General features: G+C 68.6%; 13 protein-coding genes, 1 tRNA gene and 2 pseudogenes. 11 read left to right on the forward strand and 5 right to left on the reverse strand.

Going from position 1 to position 14,564, the window contains the following annotated elements; translation table 11 throughout:
- Positions 1–40: 40 nt before the first annotated feature.
- Positions 41–799, reverse strand: a complete 759-nt coding sequence (locus VS93_RS06900) for an FhaA domain-containing protein (RefSeq protein ID WP_449353790.1) — start codon at positions 797–799, stop codon at positions 41–43.
- A gap of 230 nt (positions 800–1,029) precedes the next feature.
- Here VS93_RS06900 and VS93_RS06905 point away from each other — a divergent pair.
- Together VS93_RS06905 and VS93_RS06910 are read left to right on the forward strand one after the other, a co-directional pair.
- A tRNA-Leu gene (locus VS93_RS06905) sits at positions 1,030–1,112 on the forward strand.
- A gap of 168 nt (positions 1,113–1,280) precedes the next feature.
- Positions 1,281–1,889, forward strand: a complete 609-nt coding sequence (locus VS93_RS06910) for a TenA family protein (RefSeq protein ID WP_046469183.1) — start codon at positions 1,281–1,283, stop codon at positions 1,887–1,889.
- Positions 1,890–1,898: 9 nt separating this feature from the next.
- On the opposite strand, the gene VS93_RS06915 is transcribed toward VS93_RS06910, so the two are convergent.
- Positions 1,899–2,432, reverse strand: coding sequence for an SSI family serine proteinase inhibitor (locus tag VS93_RS06915; RefSeq protein ID WP_046469226.1), 534 nt, complete (start codon positions 2,430–2,432; stop codon positions 1,899–1,901).
- 82 nt (positions 2,433–2,514) lie between these two features.
- Here VS93_RS06915 and VS93_RS06920 point away from each other — a divergent pair, with 82 nt between their 5' ends.
- The 8 genes and pseudogenes from VS93_RS06920 to VS93_RS06955 all read left to right on the forward strand — a co-directional run bounded on the left by VS93_RS06920 (position 2,515) and on the right by VS93_RS06955 (position 10,723).
- Positions 2,515–2,847, forward strand: a complete 333-nt coding sequence (locus VS93_RS06920) for a rhodanese-like domain-containing protein (RefSeq protein ID WP_046469184.1) — start codon at positions 2,515–2,517, stop codon at positions 2,845–2,847.
- 146 nt (positions 2,848–2,993) lie between these two features.
- Entirely contained in the window at positions 2,994–4,907 is a 1,914-nt protein-coding gene (locus VS93_RS06925) for a PAS domain S-box protein (protein ID WP_046469185.1), read from the forward strand.
- A 212-nt stretch (positions 4,908–5,119) separates the two neighbouring features.
- Positions 5,120–5,635 (forward strand): ATP-binding protein, encoded by a 516-nt coding sequence (locus tag VS93_RS06930; RefSeq protein ID WP_082126675.1) that lies wholly within the window; start codon positions 5,120–5,122, stop codon positions 5,633–5,635.
- Between the two features lie 105 nt (positions 5,636–5,740).
- Entirely contained in the window at positions 5,741–6,097 is a 357-nt protein-coding gene (locus VS93_RS06935) for an STAS domain-containing protein (RefSeq protein WP_173434275.1), read from the forward strand.
- A 12-nt stretch (positions 6,098–6,109) separates the two neighbouring features.
- Complete coding sequence (locus VS93_RS06940) at positions 6,110–6,955, forward strand: glycosyltransferase family 2 protein (protein ID WP_046469186.1); 846 nt, start codon at positions 6,110–6,112, stop codon at positions 6,953–6,955.
- Positions 6,956–7,013: 58 nt separating this feature from the next.
- Positions 7,014–7,571 (forward strand): DUF4446 family protein, encoded by a 558-nt coding sequence (locus VS93_RS06945; protein ID WP_394298796.1) that lies wholly within the window; start codon positions 7,014–7,016, stop codon positions 7,569–7,571.
- A 67-nt stretch (positions 7,572–7,638) separates the two neighbouring features.
- Positions 7,639–8,586, forward strand: coding sequence for a prephenate dehydratase (pheA, locus tag VS93_RS06950; RefSeq protein ID WP_046469187.1), 948 nt, complete (start codon positions 7,639–7,641; stop codon positions 8,584–8,586).
- Between the two features lie 473 nt (positions 8,587–9,059).
- Positions 9,060–10,723 (forward strand): annotated as a pseudogene (locus tag VS93_RS06955) (ABC-F family ATP-binding cassette domain-containing protein).
- Positions 10,724–11,038: 315 nt separating this feature from the next.
- On the opposite strand, the gene VS93_RS28930 reads toward VS93_RS06955, so the two are convergent.
- Entirely contained in the window at positions 11,039–11,209 is a 171-nt protein-coding gene (locus tag VS93_RS28930; RefSeq protein WP_156184707.1) for a hypothetical protein, read from the reverse strand.
- A gap of 409 nt (positions 11,210–11,618) precedes the next feature.
- Between VS93_RS28930 and serS the strand changes: the two genes are divergently transcribed.
- Positions 11,619–12,884 carry a serine--tRNA ligase gene (serS, locus tag VS93_RS06960; RefSeq protein ID WP_046469188.1) on the forward strand — a complete coding sequence of 422 codons (1,266 nt, stop codon included), beginning with the start codon at positions 11,619–11,621 and terminating at the stop codon, positions 12,882–12,884.
- A 57-nt stretch (positions 12,885–12,941) separates the two neighbouring features.
- Here the strand turns inward: serS and VS93_RS27725 are convergent.
- Positions 12,942–13,489: pseudogene (locus VS93_RS27725) on the reverse strand (bacterial proteasome activator family protein).
- 65 nt (positions 13,490–13,554) lie between these two features.
- Positions 13,555–14,538: an NAD(P)H-quinone oxidoreductase gene (locus tag VS93_RS06970; RefSeq protein WP_046469190.1), complete on the reverse strand. Its 984-nt coding sequence runs from the start codon at positions 14,536–14,538 to the stop codon at positions 13,555–13,557.
- Between the last annotated feature and the right edge of the window lie 26 nt (positions 14,539–14,564).

The raw sequence follows: 14,564 nt of genomic DNA on the forward strand, positions 1-14,564 counted from the left end.
CGCCGGGAGGGCGGTTCCGGTTTGCGATTCTTCTCGCGGTTCAGTCGCGGCGGAAGGTCATGGTGGTGCGTCCCAGGCTCACCCGGGTCCCGTCCACCAGGCGCGCCCGTTTCACCTGCTGGCCGTTGACGAACGTGCCGTTGGTGGACCCGAGATCCACGAGGACGGCTTCGTCGTCCTCCACCCGGATCTCGGCATGATGCCGCGAAACGCCGTTGTCGACCAACCTGAGGTCGCAGTCGGTCCCCCGGCCGAGCAGCGTGACCTGCGCGTTGAGTTCGAAGGACTGCTGCTGGCCCTGACCGGCCGGGCTGGTGTTCTGGACGGCCCCGCCGGGGGAGATCAGCAGCCGCGGCTGCCCATGCTGCTGGTTACCGCGTGGCTGGTCGCTGACCGGTTGCCGGATCTCACCGCTCTCCACGGTGGAGCCGCGGATGACGCCCGAGCGGATGCGGAACCGCCCGGTCTGCAGGTCGTCCTCGGTCTGGAAATGGACCCGCACCGGGCCGACGAAAGAATACCCCTGCTCAGTGGCGTAGTCCCGGGCCAGTTTCGACAGCTCTTGACCGAGGCTGTCCGCGTAGACCTCCAAACGCTCCCTGTCCGTGCCCGAGAGTTCCACGACGAAGTCGTTGGGGACCAGGGTCCGTCCTTGGGCGACGATCGCCGCGCGCTCGTCCATTTCGCGTTGGACGGCGCTTGCCACCTCGACAGGCTGGAGTTCCGACTTGAAGACCCGCGCGAAGGTGCCTTCGAATATGCCTTCAAGCCGACGCTCGAAGCGCTGTAGCACTCCCACGAGGTTCCTCCCTTACTCCACTCCGGATGTAATGACGATCGTAACCGGGCATATAGCTTCCTTGGTCGCACGCACGCCCGCCGTCCCTCCGCGAGGGGGTACCGGAGGGACGTGAAAAAGGTGTGCATGACCGATGTCGTGACCGTGCTAGCCTTGTCTCTGTCGCCGGGGGACGGCAACTGAGAACCCGGCCTTCCGGCAACTGGCGACACTCCAGGTATATGTCACTCGGGCGGGTGGCGGAACGGTAGACGCGCACGGTTCAGGTCCGTGTGTCCGAAAGGACGTGAGGGTTCAAATCCCTCCTCGCCCACACGGTGTCACCAGGTTCTTCGGACCCCGGCCTTCTTCAAGGGAGGTCGGGGTCTTTTTCGTCTGCCGGGCCGGTGCGTGTGGGTAGCGTCACAGCCGTGGGCGGGGGCTACTTCGTTCCGGTCTCTCACCAGCAGGCCTTCTCGCGCCGCATGGCAGACTGGCCCGGATGGGACTCAGTGAACGGCTGCACGCCATCGGGCGGCCCCTGATCGAGGAGCAGTTGCGGCATCCGACCGTCGCCGGGATCGCCAGGGGCGATCTTGACGAGCGTGTGTTCCGGGCATGGCTGGAGCAGGATTATCTCTACCTGCTGGACTACATCCGCGTGTTCGCCCGGCTCGCCTGGCAGGCTCCCCAGGAGCATCTCGCCGACCTGGTGGATCTCGCGCATTCCACCCTGCACGACGAGCTCGACCTGCACCGCTCGCTGGCCGGGGAGTTCCAGGCCGACCTGGACGGGGCCGTCAAGGGGCCCGAGTGCGCCGCCTACACGTCGTGGCTACTGGAGTCGGCGGCCGACTACGGCGACGGACTGGCCGCGCTCTACCCCTGCATGTGGGGGTATTCCACGCTCGGGCAGGAGCTCGCCGAACACGCGCCGGCCGATCCGCGCTACCGGCGGTGGATCGAGGTCTACGCCGATCCCGGTTTCGCCGAACTCACCCGCCGCTGCGCGCAGATGCTCGACGAAGCGGGACCGGCGCCCGAGCGTGCCGAGGAGTTGTTCCTCCAGGGCATGCGGCACGAGATCGCGTTCTGGGACGTGCCCCGTTGAGGGAGCCGGCTACGGCTCCAGCACGGCCCCCATCTCCTTGTAACGGTCGATCTCGCAGCCGCCGGACTTGTTGAACTCGGTGTCGACCTCAGTGCCGCCGACATGCCCGCTGACCCGCGCGGTCTCGGGACCGCCATAGATCTCGGTGCAGACCTGGTCGTCGGGGATCTCCTCGAAGGCCTCCTCGCCGGCCTCCTCCAGGTCGGCGCAGGCCGCCTCGGGGTCGGGGTGGTCACCACCCGCAGGAGAGCAGGTCAGCGTCCAGGTCCCCTCCTCGAAGCCTTCGGGGGTCTCTCCGGCTCCGGCCTCTTCGTCCAGGGAGAGCTCGATGGTCAGTTCGGTTTCCGGGGCGGCCCCGTCCGAATCGCCCTCTCCCCCGGGTGTCTCGTCGCGGTCCTGTCCTTCGGGGCTTTCGGTCGCGGGAGCGTCGTCTTCCGGTGGTGCGCCCTCGTCTGCGCCGCCACCACAGCCCGCGACCAGGAAGCCTATGGCCGCGATCGTAGCGAGGCGGGGCAGCGCGGTCGCTGAGATGTGCTTGCGCATACCCTGTCCGACGCGAGGGAACATTCTGGGGTTCCTTCCGGAGAACCGTCCGGGACACAATGTTAGGTAGGAGAGGTTCCTGGTGTTTGGTGTGAACGTGCCGATGGTGGAGGTCGGCTCGGTCCCGGGCGACGGCTACCTGCTCGATGTCCGGGAGTTGGACGAGTGGCAGGCCGGCCACGCGTTGGACGCGGTCCACATACCGCTGCACGAGCTCGCCCAGCGTGCCGGGGAGGTACCGCAAGATCGGCAGATCTACGTCGTCTGCCGTTCGGGCGGCCGTTCCGCTCAGGCGGTCCAGGCTCTTAATGAGGCCGGCTGGCAGGCCACCAACGTCACGGGCGGTATGCAGGCATGGGCTCTCGCCGGCCGCGAGATGACGAGTGAGCACGGGGCCGATCCCCAGGTCATCTGAGGGGTGGACCTCCGATCCGGCCGTCGCGGAACCGTGGTGTCCGTTGTGTCACGGATGCGATCTGTACCGCCTTAGTGCGTAGAACCCGACGCCGCTCCTTCCGGAATCGCAGCCGGGGGTCCGGTCGTGGCTGGCACTATGACGACGTGAGTTCCGACCGTGCACCCCTCAACGCTGATGCCGTACTGGCGTTTTCGGCGGACGCGATCGTCGCCGTCGACTCCGATTTCCGCGTCGTGGTGTGGAATCCCGCAGCGGAGCGAATGTTCGGCTGGGCAGCCGAGGAGGTCATGGGCACCGCGCCGCCGATCGTCCCCGAGGAGCTGCTCGCGGAGCACCACGCGGTGCTGGAACGGGTGCGCGCCGGCGAGCCGCTCTCGATCGTGAGCCGTCGGCTGCGGCGCGACGGAACCGCCATCGATGTCCGGATCGACACCAGCTGCCTGTTCGACCACGAGTACAGGGCCTCCGGCTGGATGAGCGTGTTCCACACCTACGAGGACGCCGGCCGGGTCCAGGCGCATATCGCCGAGCGGGCGCGGCTGGTACGCCGGCTGACCGACGTCGTCGCCGATATCAACGCCGACCTCGACCTCTGCACGGTGCTCGACCGTATCGCCCACAGCCTCACCGAGCTGACCGGCGCCGACGCCGGCGGTTTCGTGCTCATCGAAGAGGACCAGCTACGCCTGGTCAGCCTCACCCAGCTCTCCGACCATCTGCACGGCTACACCGCACCGTTGGAGTCCAGCCTCTTCGGCGAGCTCCTTCGCAGCGGTAAGACGGTGTTGCTGGCCACCGACGACACCCGGAGCCTCGACGATCTCATCTGGGCCGACCTGGACGGCCTGCACACCATCGCCCTCGGTGTCTCCAATGTGCAGGGACGCCCTTACGGCGCGTTGTACGCGCTCTACAGCAGGCGCAAGGTCGGCCACATCGAGCTGGAACTGCTGGAGCTGCTGGCCGCGCACGCCGGGGTGGCGCTCGGCAACGCCATGGCCTACCAGGAGATGGTCCGGCAGCGCGCGTACGAGCACGCCGTGGTGGACTCCAGCGCCGACGGTATCGCCGTCCTCGACGCCTCCGGACGGGTGCGCAAGTGGAACCGGGCCGCCGCCGAGTTGACCGGCTGCTCTCTCGGTGATGTGGTCGGACGCCAGCTTCCCTTCCCGCTGCCCTCGGAGCAGGACGACCCCCTCAAGCACCGGCTCGACAGCGGTCGCTGGCTGGAGATCCTCATCACCGACATCCCGGAGACCGAGGAGCGCGTGATCGACTTCCGCGACATCAGCGAGGCCAAGGCGCTTGAGGAGGAGAAGGACCTCTTCCTCGCGACCGCCAGCCACGAGCTGCGCACCCCCATCACCGCGGTGCAGGGCTTCGCCAGCACGCTGATCCAGCGCTGGGACCAGTTCGACGACGATGCCCGCCGCAGCGCTGTCGGCACCATCGCCGAGCGGTCCACGGCGCTCGCGCAGCTGGTGGAGAACCTGCTCCTCGGATCGGTCGCCGGCAGCGGTGAGCTGAACGTCGGCAACGCCCCGTTCGACCTGCGGCGGCTGCTGCGGGAGATCACCACCGCGTTCCACCCCTTCTCGGACCGGCACCGGCTGCTGCTGGAGCTGTCCGACCAGCTTCCCGAGGTCGCGGGCGATCCGGTCGCCACCGACGTCATCATGGGCCAGCTGCTTGAGAACGCCTTCAAGTACTCCCCGGATGGGGGCACCGTCACCGCCCGAGCCGCATGCGGGGACGACGGCTGGGTGATCGTCACCGTCGAGGACGAGGGAATCGGTGTCTCTCCGGGGGACGAAGAGCGGATCTTCGAGCGGTTCGTGCAGGGGGATGCCGGCGACCGGCGAAGGTTCGGCGGTATCGGGCTGGGCCTCTACATCGTGCGCAGACTCGCCAGAGCACAAGGAGGCGACGTCACCGCCCACGCGGTGGACAAGGGCACGCAAATGAGATTCACCTTACGCTCCGCCCCGGTTTCAGGGCCAGAACCCGCGGCCAGAAGGGTGGATCGGACCGTGCAAGGGCTTTCGGAAGAGGAGTAACACCCGACCGCAGCGGCCGCCGCGTGTTTTCCACGCAGGCGAACGGGGCATTTTGGGCCCTGGTGGGCCGAGGTCTGGAATTACGCGCGCGGCCGACCGGAAGTATGCGCTGCATCCGCCCCTGTGCGGGGTAGGCGGCAGGTGGGGCGCCTCCGGCCGGCGGGGTGGGCCGGCTTGGCGGGAAGCGGTGTGCTGGAGGACGGGAGAGGGACGTGTCGAGGCCTTTACTGCTGCCGCATGCACCGGCGAGTGTGACGAGCGCGCGCCGGAGCCTCTGCTCTGCTCTTGAGGCGGCGGGAGTCAGTGAGGCCAGGGTCGACGACGCCACCCTCGTCCTCAGCGAACTGATGAGCAACGCCCTGCGCCACGCGGCGCCCCTGCCCGAGCCCTTCCCGCCCGGTTCCGTGGGGGTGTCGTGGAAGGTGGCTGCCGGGAGCCTGGAGATCGCCATCTGCGACGGCGGGTCGGAGAGCCTGCCCAGGATCGCGCGGCCCTCGATATCGGCACTGGGCGGCCGCGGGCTGGGGATCGTGGAGCGTATCGCGACCAGGTGGGGAACCGAGGTCGACGACCAGGTCACCACGGTGTGGGCGATCTTGGATCTGTCTGCGCAGGGCGTTGAGTCGGCCGGAGAGGAGGTGGCGTCCGGGTCCCCCGAGGCCGCTCGGCCGGAGGCGTGGAACAGCGGGGCGTCGATGTGCTGCGAGCCGCAGATCACGGGGGCGTGAGGTTTCCCCGGATCGGGGGTTCCTAATCCTTGGATCGCGGATGATGTGGTGAAACACCGCAAGCGAGGTGGCTAGGGGATCCTGTGACCGCTACAGTACTCGACTGTGGAGTTGAAGATCTCAAGTCAATCTCGCGCGGATTACGCGGTCGTCACCGTGCGTGGCGAGATTGATCTTTACACGGCACCGCAGCTGCGTAGCGGATTCGTCGACGCGCTGGAGGACGGGGCGCGTCGCCTCATCGTCGACATGTCACGGGTGGATTTTTGCGATTCCACCGGGATGAGTGTTCTGCTGTCCGCTATGAAGCGGTCACGCGAGAAGGGCGGTGACCTCGAACTCGTCGCGCCGAAGTCGGCGGTCATGAAGGTCCTTGAGGTCACCGGGCTCGATGCCGTCTTCACCATCCAGGACTCGACCGACGCGCTCCCCATCGCCGCCGGGTCGAGTGCATGCCCATAGGACGGTCGGGATATGAATGACGGTCCCGTGGAGGCCGGCCGGGTAGGCGTCGCGGTCATCATCGCGGCCAAGGACGAAGAGGCCCGCATAGGAGACACGGTGCGGGCGGCCCGGACACTTCCCGACGTGGACCTGGTTCTCGTGGTCGACGACGGCTCCACCGATGACACCGCCGGGGTCGCGACCGAGGCCGGCGCCCGTGTAGTCCGGCACAGCCGCAACCAGGGCAAAGGGGCCGCGATAGAGAGCGGCGCCGAAGGCGTCCGCCTCATCGAGGAGCACGAGGGCGCCACCGGCGGCCCCGTGCGGGCCCGGCACCTGCTCTTCCTGGACGCCGACCTCAGGTCGACCGCCTCGGGCGCGGCTCCGCTGATCGAGCCCGTGCGCTCCGGAGCCGCCGACATGACGATCGCTCTGTTCCCGGCCACCCGGACGCGTCTGGGCGGGCACGGTTTCGTGGTGCGGCTGGCCCGCGACGGCATCCGCCGCGCCACCGGATGGGAAGCCGAGCAACCGCTCAATGGGCAGCGCTGCATCACTCGCGAGGCTTTCGAGAACGCGCGGCCGCTCGCGGCGGGGTTCGGTGCCGAGACGGGGCTGACGATCGACGTTCTGCACCTGGGGTACCGCGTGGTCGAGGTCGACGTGCCTATGGAGCACCGGCCCACCGGCACCGACATGAAGGCCCAGTTACACCGGGCGCGGCAGTTCGCCGAGGTGGGCCGCGCGCTCGCGGAGCGCGAACTGCGTCCGGCGATGGTGCGGCGGGCGCGGCGGTGGCGGGAGAACGTCCGGTCCACCTCGCGGGCCCTGTCCCGGAAAGTTATCCAAACTCGACACGGGAAACACCCACGGTAGTTGTGTATAGACGCATGGTAGCGGCTACCCTCGCCTTGTGTTCACTATTACGACGATATTGGCCGCTGGCGGCGCGCTCCTGGGACTGGGCGGGCTGATCCTCGGGGGGTGTGCCTTCCGGTACTCCCGCACCGCGCTCGGTGATTCCCGTTCCCTGGCCCGCCGGCAGTTTCCCGAGACCGGCGGCATCGATGTCCGTGCGATCCGCGATGTCGCGGTCGTACGCTACGACGCGTTGGAGGAGATGTCCGGGGCACGCTCCTTCTCCTTGGCCATCCTGAACGCCGCGGGCAACGGTGTGGTCATCACATCCATCAACGGCCGTACCGAATCCCGCACCTACGCCAAGACGATCGAGGGCGGCGAAGCGGCCGAAGCGCTCTCCCCGGAGGAGTACCGCGCGATCCGCGCCGCCCGACTCGGCCAAGGACCCAGAGCCACGACTCCAATGGACGACTCGTCGAACGTGGCCGCGATGCCCGGCCCGAGCGCCGAACGGGGAGAGGCGCGGGGACAGCCGCACACCCCTGGCGGAGTCGGTCCGTCGGTACGGCCGCTCGGCCGCTTCCCCGACAACTCCGCGCGCCGGAGCGAAGTCCCGGAGACGGCGACATAGCCCCGTGCCGTGCCCTTCGACCACGGGTGTCAGGGTTTCCCCCGGTCACGGGTATAACCTGCTACGTATGCCCAACCGATATGCCTATCTCGGGCCAGCAGGTACCTTCACCGAAGCCGCACTCCGGGCGCTTGAGCCCGAGGCTCCGGCGGAGGCGCTGGTCCCCTGCTCCGGGGTCGATGCGGTTTTCACGGCCGTCCGTGAAGGCCAGGTCGACGGCGGGGTGGTTCCGCTGGAGAACTCCGTAGAAGGGGGAGTCACCGCCACCACTGCGGAGCTCATCAACGGAGCTCCCTTGCTGATTACCGCCGAGGTCGCGGTGCCGGTCGAGTTCACCCTCTTCACGCGCGAGGGGGTCGCGTTCGCCGACGTCAAGAGGGTGGCCACCCATCCTCACGCGCTCGCGCAGTGCCGCGGCTGGCTGGCCGCGAACCTGCCGGACGCCGAGACGCACGCCGTCTCCTCGACCGCCGCGGCCGCTCAGGCGGTAGTCGAGCCGGGAGCACCGTATGACGCCGCCGTCGCCGCGCGCATCGCGGGTGAACGCTATGGCTTGTGCGCCCTCGCGGAGGGGATCGGCGACAACTCGGACGCGGCGACGCGCTTCGTCTACATCACCCGGCCCGGCCCGCTGCCCGAGCCCACCGGCGCCGACCGCACGTCGCTCGTCGCGTTCATCGCCGACGACCATCCGGGCGCGCTTATCGAGTTGCTCAACCAGTTCGCGATGCGCGGGGTTAACCTGACGCGCCTGGAGTCCCGGCCCACCGGCGACGGCCTGGGCAAGTACTGTTTCTGTATCGACGCCGAGGGGCACGTGCTGGAGGCACGGGTCGGCGAGGCAATGATGGGTATCCGCCGGATCTGCACCGACGTCCGGTTCCTCGGCAGCTACCCGCGTGCGGACAACGGTACCGGGGGCACGGCGCTCCGGCCGCCGCGGCGCACGAGCAACGCCGACTTCCACGAAGCCGAACGATGGCTGGCGCGGATCCGCACGGGCGAGGCGGAGTAGCGGGCGGATAAGAACAACGGGGCCATCCCCGCGTGCAGGAGACGGGCCGAGAGAAGCGGCCGGACCGGCTGATCGAGCGCGTACCGACCGCTGCGGGTCGCGGCTCGCCACCGCCCCGGCGCCGTGCCCTCCGGTACCCGGGACCGCCGCCCGCTTAGCGCTCCGCCCCGGGTGCGCGTTAACGCTTTGCGTTCCCCCTTCCGCAGCGTTACCGTCGTGAACGGTCCTGTTGTCTCCGATAGAGGTGGACGTTGCGCATCTGAGGTTCGCGATCATCGCGCGGTACGGCACCGGCCGTAGGCACGTCACGCTGCAGCCGGATTTCCCGTCGCCCGTGACCCGCGTGGATGCGACCTCGGTGCATGAGCCGTCCTCACTCTCCGCAGGACCGCACCCTTTTTCTCGGCTGGGTCGCCGCGTGGTGCTCGCACACGAAGCCCGTATCCACCGCGCTTGCGACTGCGAGAATCACCATGGCCAGTCTCATCACGCCCGGCACCTCTGTGACCTGCTCCGCCCTGTCTTTTCAGTGGCCTGACGGCACGACCGTCTTCGACGGGCTCTCTCTCAGCATCGGCCGGGGCCGCACCGGCCTCGTCGGTGCCAACGGCACAGGCAAGTCCACCCTGCTGCGGCTGCTGGCCGGCCGGCTGTGCCCTTCTCAGGGGTCGGTGACCGTTGGCGGTGGCCTCGCCTACCTTCCGCAGAACGCCAGCCTCGACACGGCACTGCGCGTCGACCAGACCCTGGGGATCGCCGAGCAACGCACCGCGCTGCGCGCCGTCGAGAACGGAGACGTGAGCGAGGAGCACTTCGAGACCATCGGCGATGACTGGGACGTCGAAGAGCGGGCCTTGGCGACACTGGGCTCCCTCGGGCTCGGCGGCGTCGAGCTGGATCGCACCGTGGGGCAGATATCCGGCGGGGAGACCGTTCTGCTGCGCCTGGCCGCGCTGCTGCTGGAGCGTCCCGACGTTCTGCTGCTCGACGAGCCGACCAACAACCTTGACCTGTTCGCGCGCCGTCGGCTCTATGAGGCCGTCGGCTCCTGGCGCTCCGGTGTGCTGGTCGTGGTCAGCCATGACCGTGACCTGCTGGAGCGTGTGGACCGCATCGCCGAGCTGCGATCCGGATCGGTGAGTTGGTACGGGGGCGGCTGGTCCGGCTACGAGGAGGCTCTGGCCACCCAGCAGGAAGCGGCGGAGCGGATGCTGCGCTCCGCCGAGGCGGACGTGCGCCGACAAAAGCGCGAACTGGAGGAGACCCAGACCAAGCTGGCCCGCCGCCGGCGGCACGGCGCGAAGATGGACGTCCAGCGGCGTGTTCCGAAAATCGTCGCCGGCGAACGCAAGCGGTCCGCGCAGGAGTCGGCGGGCAAGCTCCGCGGCGTGCAGGAGGATCGTCTCAATGAGGCACGCGAGCGGCGCGAGGAGGCCGCGGAGGCGGTCCGCAACGACGCCGAGATCCGGGTGAGCCTTCCCCATACAGCCGTGCCCTCAGGTCGAACCGTCCTGCGTCTGCGCGGGCTTCGCCTCCGGTTCGGCGAGCTGCGCGAAGGCGATCTCCAGGTGCACGGGCCCGAACGTATCGCGTTGGTCGGGCGCAATGGAGCCGGCAAGAGCACGCTGCTGCACACCCCCTCACCGGGGAGCTCGCACCGCTGTCCGGCGAGGCCGCGACGTTCGTGCCGCTGCGGTTCCTTCCGCAGCGCTTGGACGTGCTCGACGAAGAGATGAGCGTCGCGGCGAATGCCGCCCGCATGGCTCCCGGGGTCAACGAGAACCACATCCGCTCCCAGCTCGCGCGGTTCCTGTTCAAGGGGGCGCGCGCCGAACAGCCGGCGGGCACCCTCTCGGGAGGAGAGCGTTTCCGGGCCGCCCTTGCGGCGACGATGCTCGCCGCACCGGCCCCGCAGCTGCTGATGCTGGACGAGCCGACCAACAACCTCGACGTGGCCAGCATGCGGCAGCTGACGAGCGCTCTCGACTCCTACCAGGGCGCGCTCCTGATCGCCAGTCACGACCTGCCCTTCCTCGAATCGGTCGGCACCACACGCTGGCTGCTCCTCGCGGAGGAGCTCCGGGAGACCACCGCCGAAGAGGTCCGCGACCTGCTCGAAGCGTCAGAGACCGGCTGAGATGCCCGCGGCCCTTCGGCGGGAGCTGGCCGAGTGCTTCGGGCCTGCCATCCTCCCCCTCAAGCCGGTCGCCATCCGGTCGCGCGCAGGCGGCGGTTCGGTTCGTCGATCGACGCCGCATGCGGGCAGCCCCATACCCGCTACTCTCGCGCGGCGCCGCCGGGTGGAGCAGACCTCCCAACACGGCCCCGTGCTCGGCGAACGCAACGATGCCCCGCTGTCCTGGCACCTGCCAGGACAGCGGGGCATCGGTCATCACACCGGCGAAAGAGAGCGGACGGGCCCCGCGAGAGCGCGAGGCCAGGCGGGATGAGGTCAGACCGCCGATTTGGCCCGCGCGTGTTCCGATCCCGGCCGTTCCTGCCGCCCGCTGGGGGAGATGTCCCGCTGCGATGCGCGCAGCAGGGCGCGCCGACTGCGTGCGTCCAGCAGCCGTGTCTGCCGTAGGCCGTGCCTCTCGTTTCCCGATTTCAGTGCGTCGTTCATGTCATCGTCCCTCGTGGTCTGGAATTTCCAGCAGGGCCGGGCGGGCAGAGGGGCGTCTACCCGCCTCCTTCACCGGTCCCTTTGCCGTCGCGGTGCGTCCGGGCCGTGACCACCGCCGCCGCGGCGGGGCCGAGCGACGCTCGGCCGGCGGCGGGTGTAGCGGCATGGTCCGCACCTCCCCCGAAAAGATTCTCAGCCCGTGGCTGTCCTTCATATGGACGCACTCCGTGCGGTCCTCGTTCCCATCCCCCCTGCACACGCGTGGCACGCGGATCATGTTCGCCCTTTTCCCCACTGAGTTCGCCCCGAGCGGCCGCACCGCCCTGCAAGGCGAAGAACAGGCCGAGCGGTCGGGACCGCGGGGGGAAAGAGTGTGTGACCGTGGTGTATCCCCGGTAACCTGCTGAACGTGATCGACCTTCGTGCTCTCCGAGACGACCCTGACCTTCTTCGCGCCTCGCAACGGGCGCGCGGCGAGGACGAGTCCACCGTCGACCGGCTACTCGACCTCGACTCCCGCCGCCGTTCGGCCCTGACCCGCTTCGAGACGCTGCGCGCGGAGCAGAAGAGCGTCGGAAAGTCGGTTTCCAAAGCGTCCCCGGAGGAACGCGAGGAGCTGCTGAGCAAAGCCAAAGGCCTGGCCGCCGACGTCAAGGAGGCCGAGAGCGAGGCCGAGCGCCTCGCGGAGGAGCTCGACAAGGTCCTCGCCGGCGTGCCGAACATCGTCGAGCAGGGAGCCCCCGAGGGGGGCGTGGACGACTTTACCGTCCTCGAAGAGGTCGGTGTCCCGCGCGAGTTCGATTTCACCCCGCGCGATCACCTGGAGCTGGGCGAGGCTCTTGGTGCCATCGACACCGACCGGGGCGCCAAGGTCTCCGGCGCGCGCTTCTACTTCCTGACCGGGGTCGGCGCCATGCTGGAGCTGGGGCTGCTGAACATGGCCATGCAGCAGGCCGTGGCGAACGGGTTCACCCCGATGATCCCGCCTGTGCTGGTCAAGCCCGAAACCATGGAGGGAACCGGCTTCCTCGGCGCCCACGCCGACGAGATCTACCATCTGCCGTCGGACGACCTCTACCTTGTGGGGACCTCTGAGGTTCCCCTTGCCGGGTACCACGCTGAGGAGATCCTCGCCGCCGACGCGCTGCCGCGTCGCTACATCGGCTGGTCGCCGTGCTTCCGCCGGGAAGCCGGGTCCTACGGCAAGGACACCCGCGGGATCATCCGGGTGCACCAGTTCAACAAGATCGAGATGTTCGTCTTCAGCCACCCCGAGCAGGCGCACGACGAACACCTGCGGCTGCTGGCCTGGGAGCGCGAGATGCTCGACAAGCTGGAGCTGCCGTACCGCGTGGTCGACATCGCCGCCGGAGACCTGGGGACCAGCGCCGCACGCAAGTTCGACTGCGAGGCGTGGATCCCGACCCAGGGCCGCTACCGCGAACTGACCTCCACCTCGAACTGCACCGACTTCCAGGCGCGCCGACTGAACGTCCGTTACCGTCAGGACGATGGCAAGCCGCGCTTCGCCGCCACGCTGAACGGCACTCTCGCCACCACCCGCTGGATCGTGGCCATTCTGGAGAACCACCAGAGGGCTGACGGCTCCGTTGTGGTGCCGCCGGCATTGCGTCCCTTTGTGGGCCGCGAGGTGCTGGAACCGGTCGGCAAGTAGCGGGCCGCGGCATGGCGCCGGAAGCCCCCCGTGCCCCGGCGCCGCCTGTCCGCACGACTACAAGTACGGGCCCGATCCCGGGCCGGGCATCCGCTGCTCCTGGACGTCGGGCGCCCCGGGGGCAGTGCCTTGCGCATGTTCTCCAGCTGCGAGCGCGCGGCCATCTGCTGGGCGAACAGGGTGGTCTGTATCCCGTGGAACAGTCCTTCCAGCCAGCCCACCAGTTGGGCCTGGGCGATCCGCAGCTCGGCTTCGCTCGGTGTGGAGCCGTCGGTGAACGGAAGGCTGAGCCGTTCCAGCTCTTCGATGAGCTCCGGGGCCAGGCCGTCCTCAAGCTCCTTTATCGAGCTGGTGTGGATCTCCTTGAGCCGGGAGCGGCTGGCTTCGTCGAGTGGAGCCGCCTTCACCTCTTCGAGTAGCTGCCGGATCATGCTGCCGATGCGCATGACCTTCGCGGGCTGCTCGACCTGCTCGGTGATCGTGCGTTCCGCGGCCTTCCCCTGCTCGGCCCCCTCGCCCTGCTGCTCGACGTCGGAGTCGGCGGCTCCGGAGCCGACCACCAGGATCTGCGGCTGCTGTCGTTCTTCGTTGAATCCGTTGCTCATCAACCCTCACCTAGAAAACTCATGCGGGGTCCGCGAGTTTTTCCGTCACGGTGGTAACCCGACCCTTACCGGGTGAGCACGATCTTCCCCACATGGGCGCTCGATTCCATGATGCGATGGGCTTCTGCCGCGTCCGGCAGTTCCATCGTGCGGTCCACGATAGGCCGGATCGCCCCCTTCTCCAGAAGCGGCCATACATGCTCGACCACCTCGGAGACGATCGCGGCCTTCTCCTCAGTAGGCCGTGCGCGCAGCGTCGTCGCATGTACAGAGAGCCGCTTGACGAGCATCCGCCCGAGGTCGAGCTCTGCCGAGCGTCCTCCCATCAGCCCGATGATGACGAGTCTCCCGTTGACGGCCAGGGAGCGGACGTTGCTCTCCAGATAGGAACCGCCCATGATGTCCAGGATGACGTCGGCTCCCGCGCCTCCGGTCTCCTCCTTGACGCGTGTGGCGAACTCCTCCTCGCGGTAGTTGATGGTGACGTCGGCGCCCAGTTCGCGGCAGCGCGCGAGTTTCTCCTCGCTGCCCGCCGTCGTGATGACCCGGGCCCCCCGCGCGCGTGCGAGCTGGATGGCGAATGTGCCGATACCGCTGCCGCCGCCGTGCACCAGCAGGGTCTCGCCGGGGCGCAGAGCGCCGACCATGAACACGTTGGACCATACGGTGCATGCCACCTCGGGCAGTGCCGCCGCTTCGGCCAGGCTCACCCCGCGCGGTATGGGCAGCAGCTGCCCCGCGGGAACCGCGACGCGTTCGGCGTAGCCTCCGCCGCTGAGAAGGACGCACACCTCGTCGCCTACTGACCACCCGGAGTCCTCCGTGTCCGGACCGAGGGCGGCGACCCGCCCGGAGCACTCCAGGCCCGGGTACTCCGGTGCGCCCGGCGGCGGCGGGTAGGAACCTTGGCGCTGGTTGATGTCGGCCCTGTTGACCGCTGACGCGGCGATGTCGACGAGGACTTCTCCGGAAGCGGGGACGGGGTCGGGAACCTCTTCCCATGAGAGGACGTCGGGATCTCCAGGCTCACTGATCACAATTGCGTGCATGCTCCGAACGCTACCCGTCGCCACCT

The sequence above is a fragment of the Allosalinactinospora lopnorensis genome, from assembly GCF_000981225.1.
Lineage (GTDB): Bacteria > Actinomycetota > Actinomycetes > Streptosporangiales > Streptosporangiaceae > Allosalinactinospora > Allosalinactinospora lopnorensis.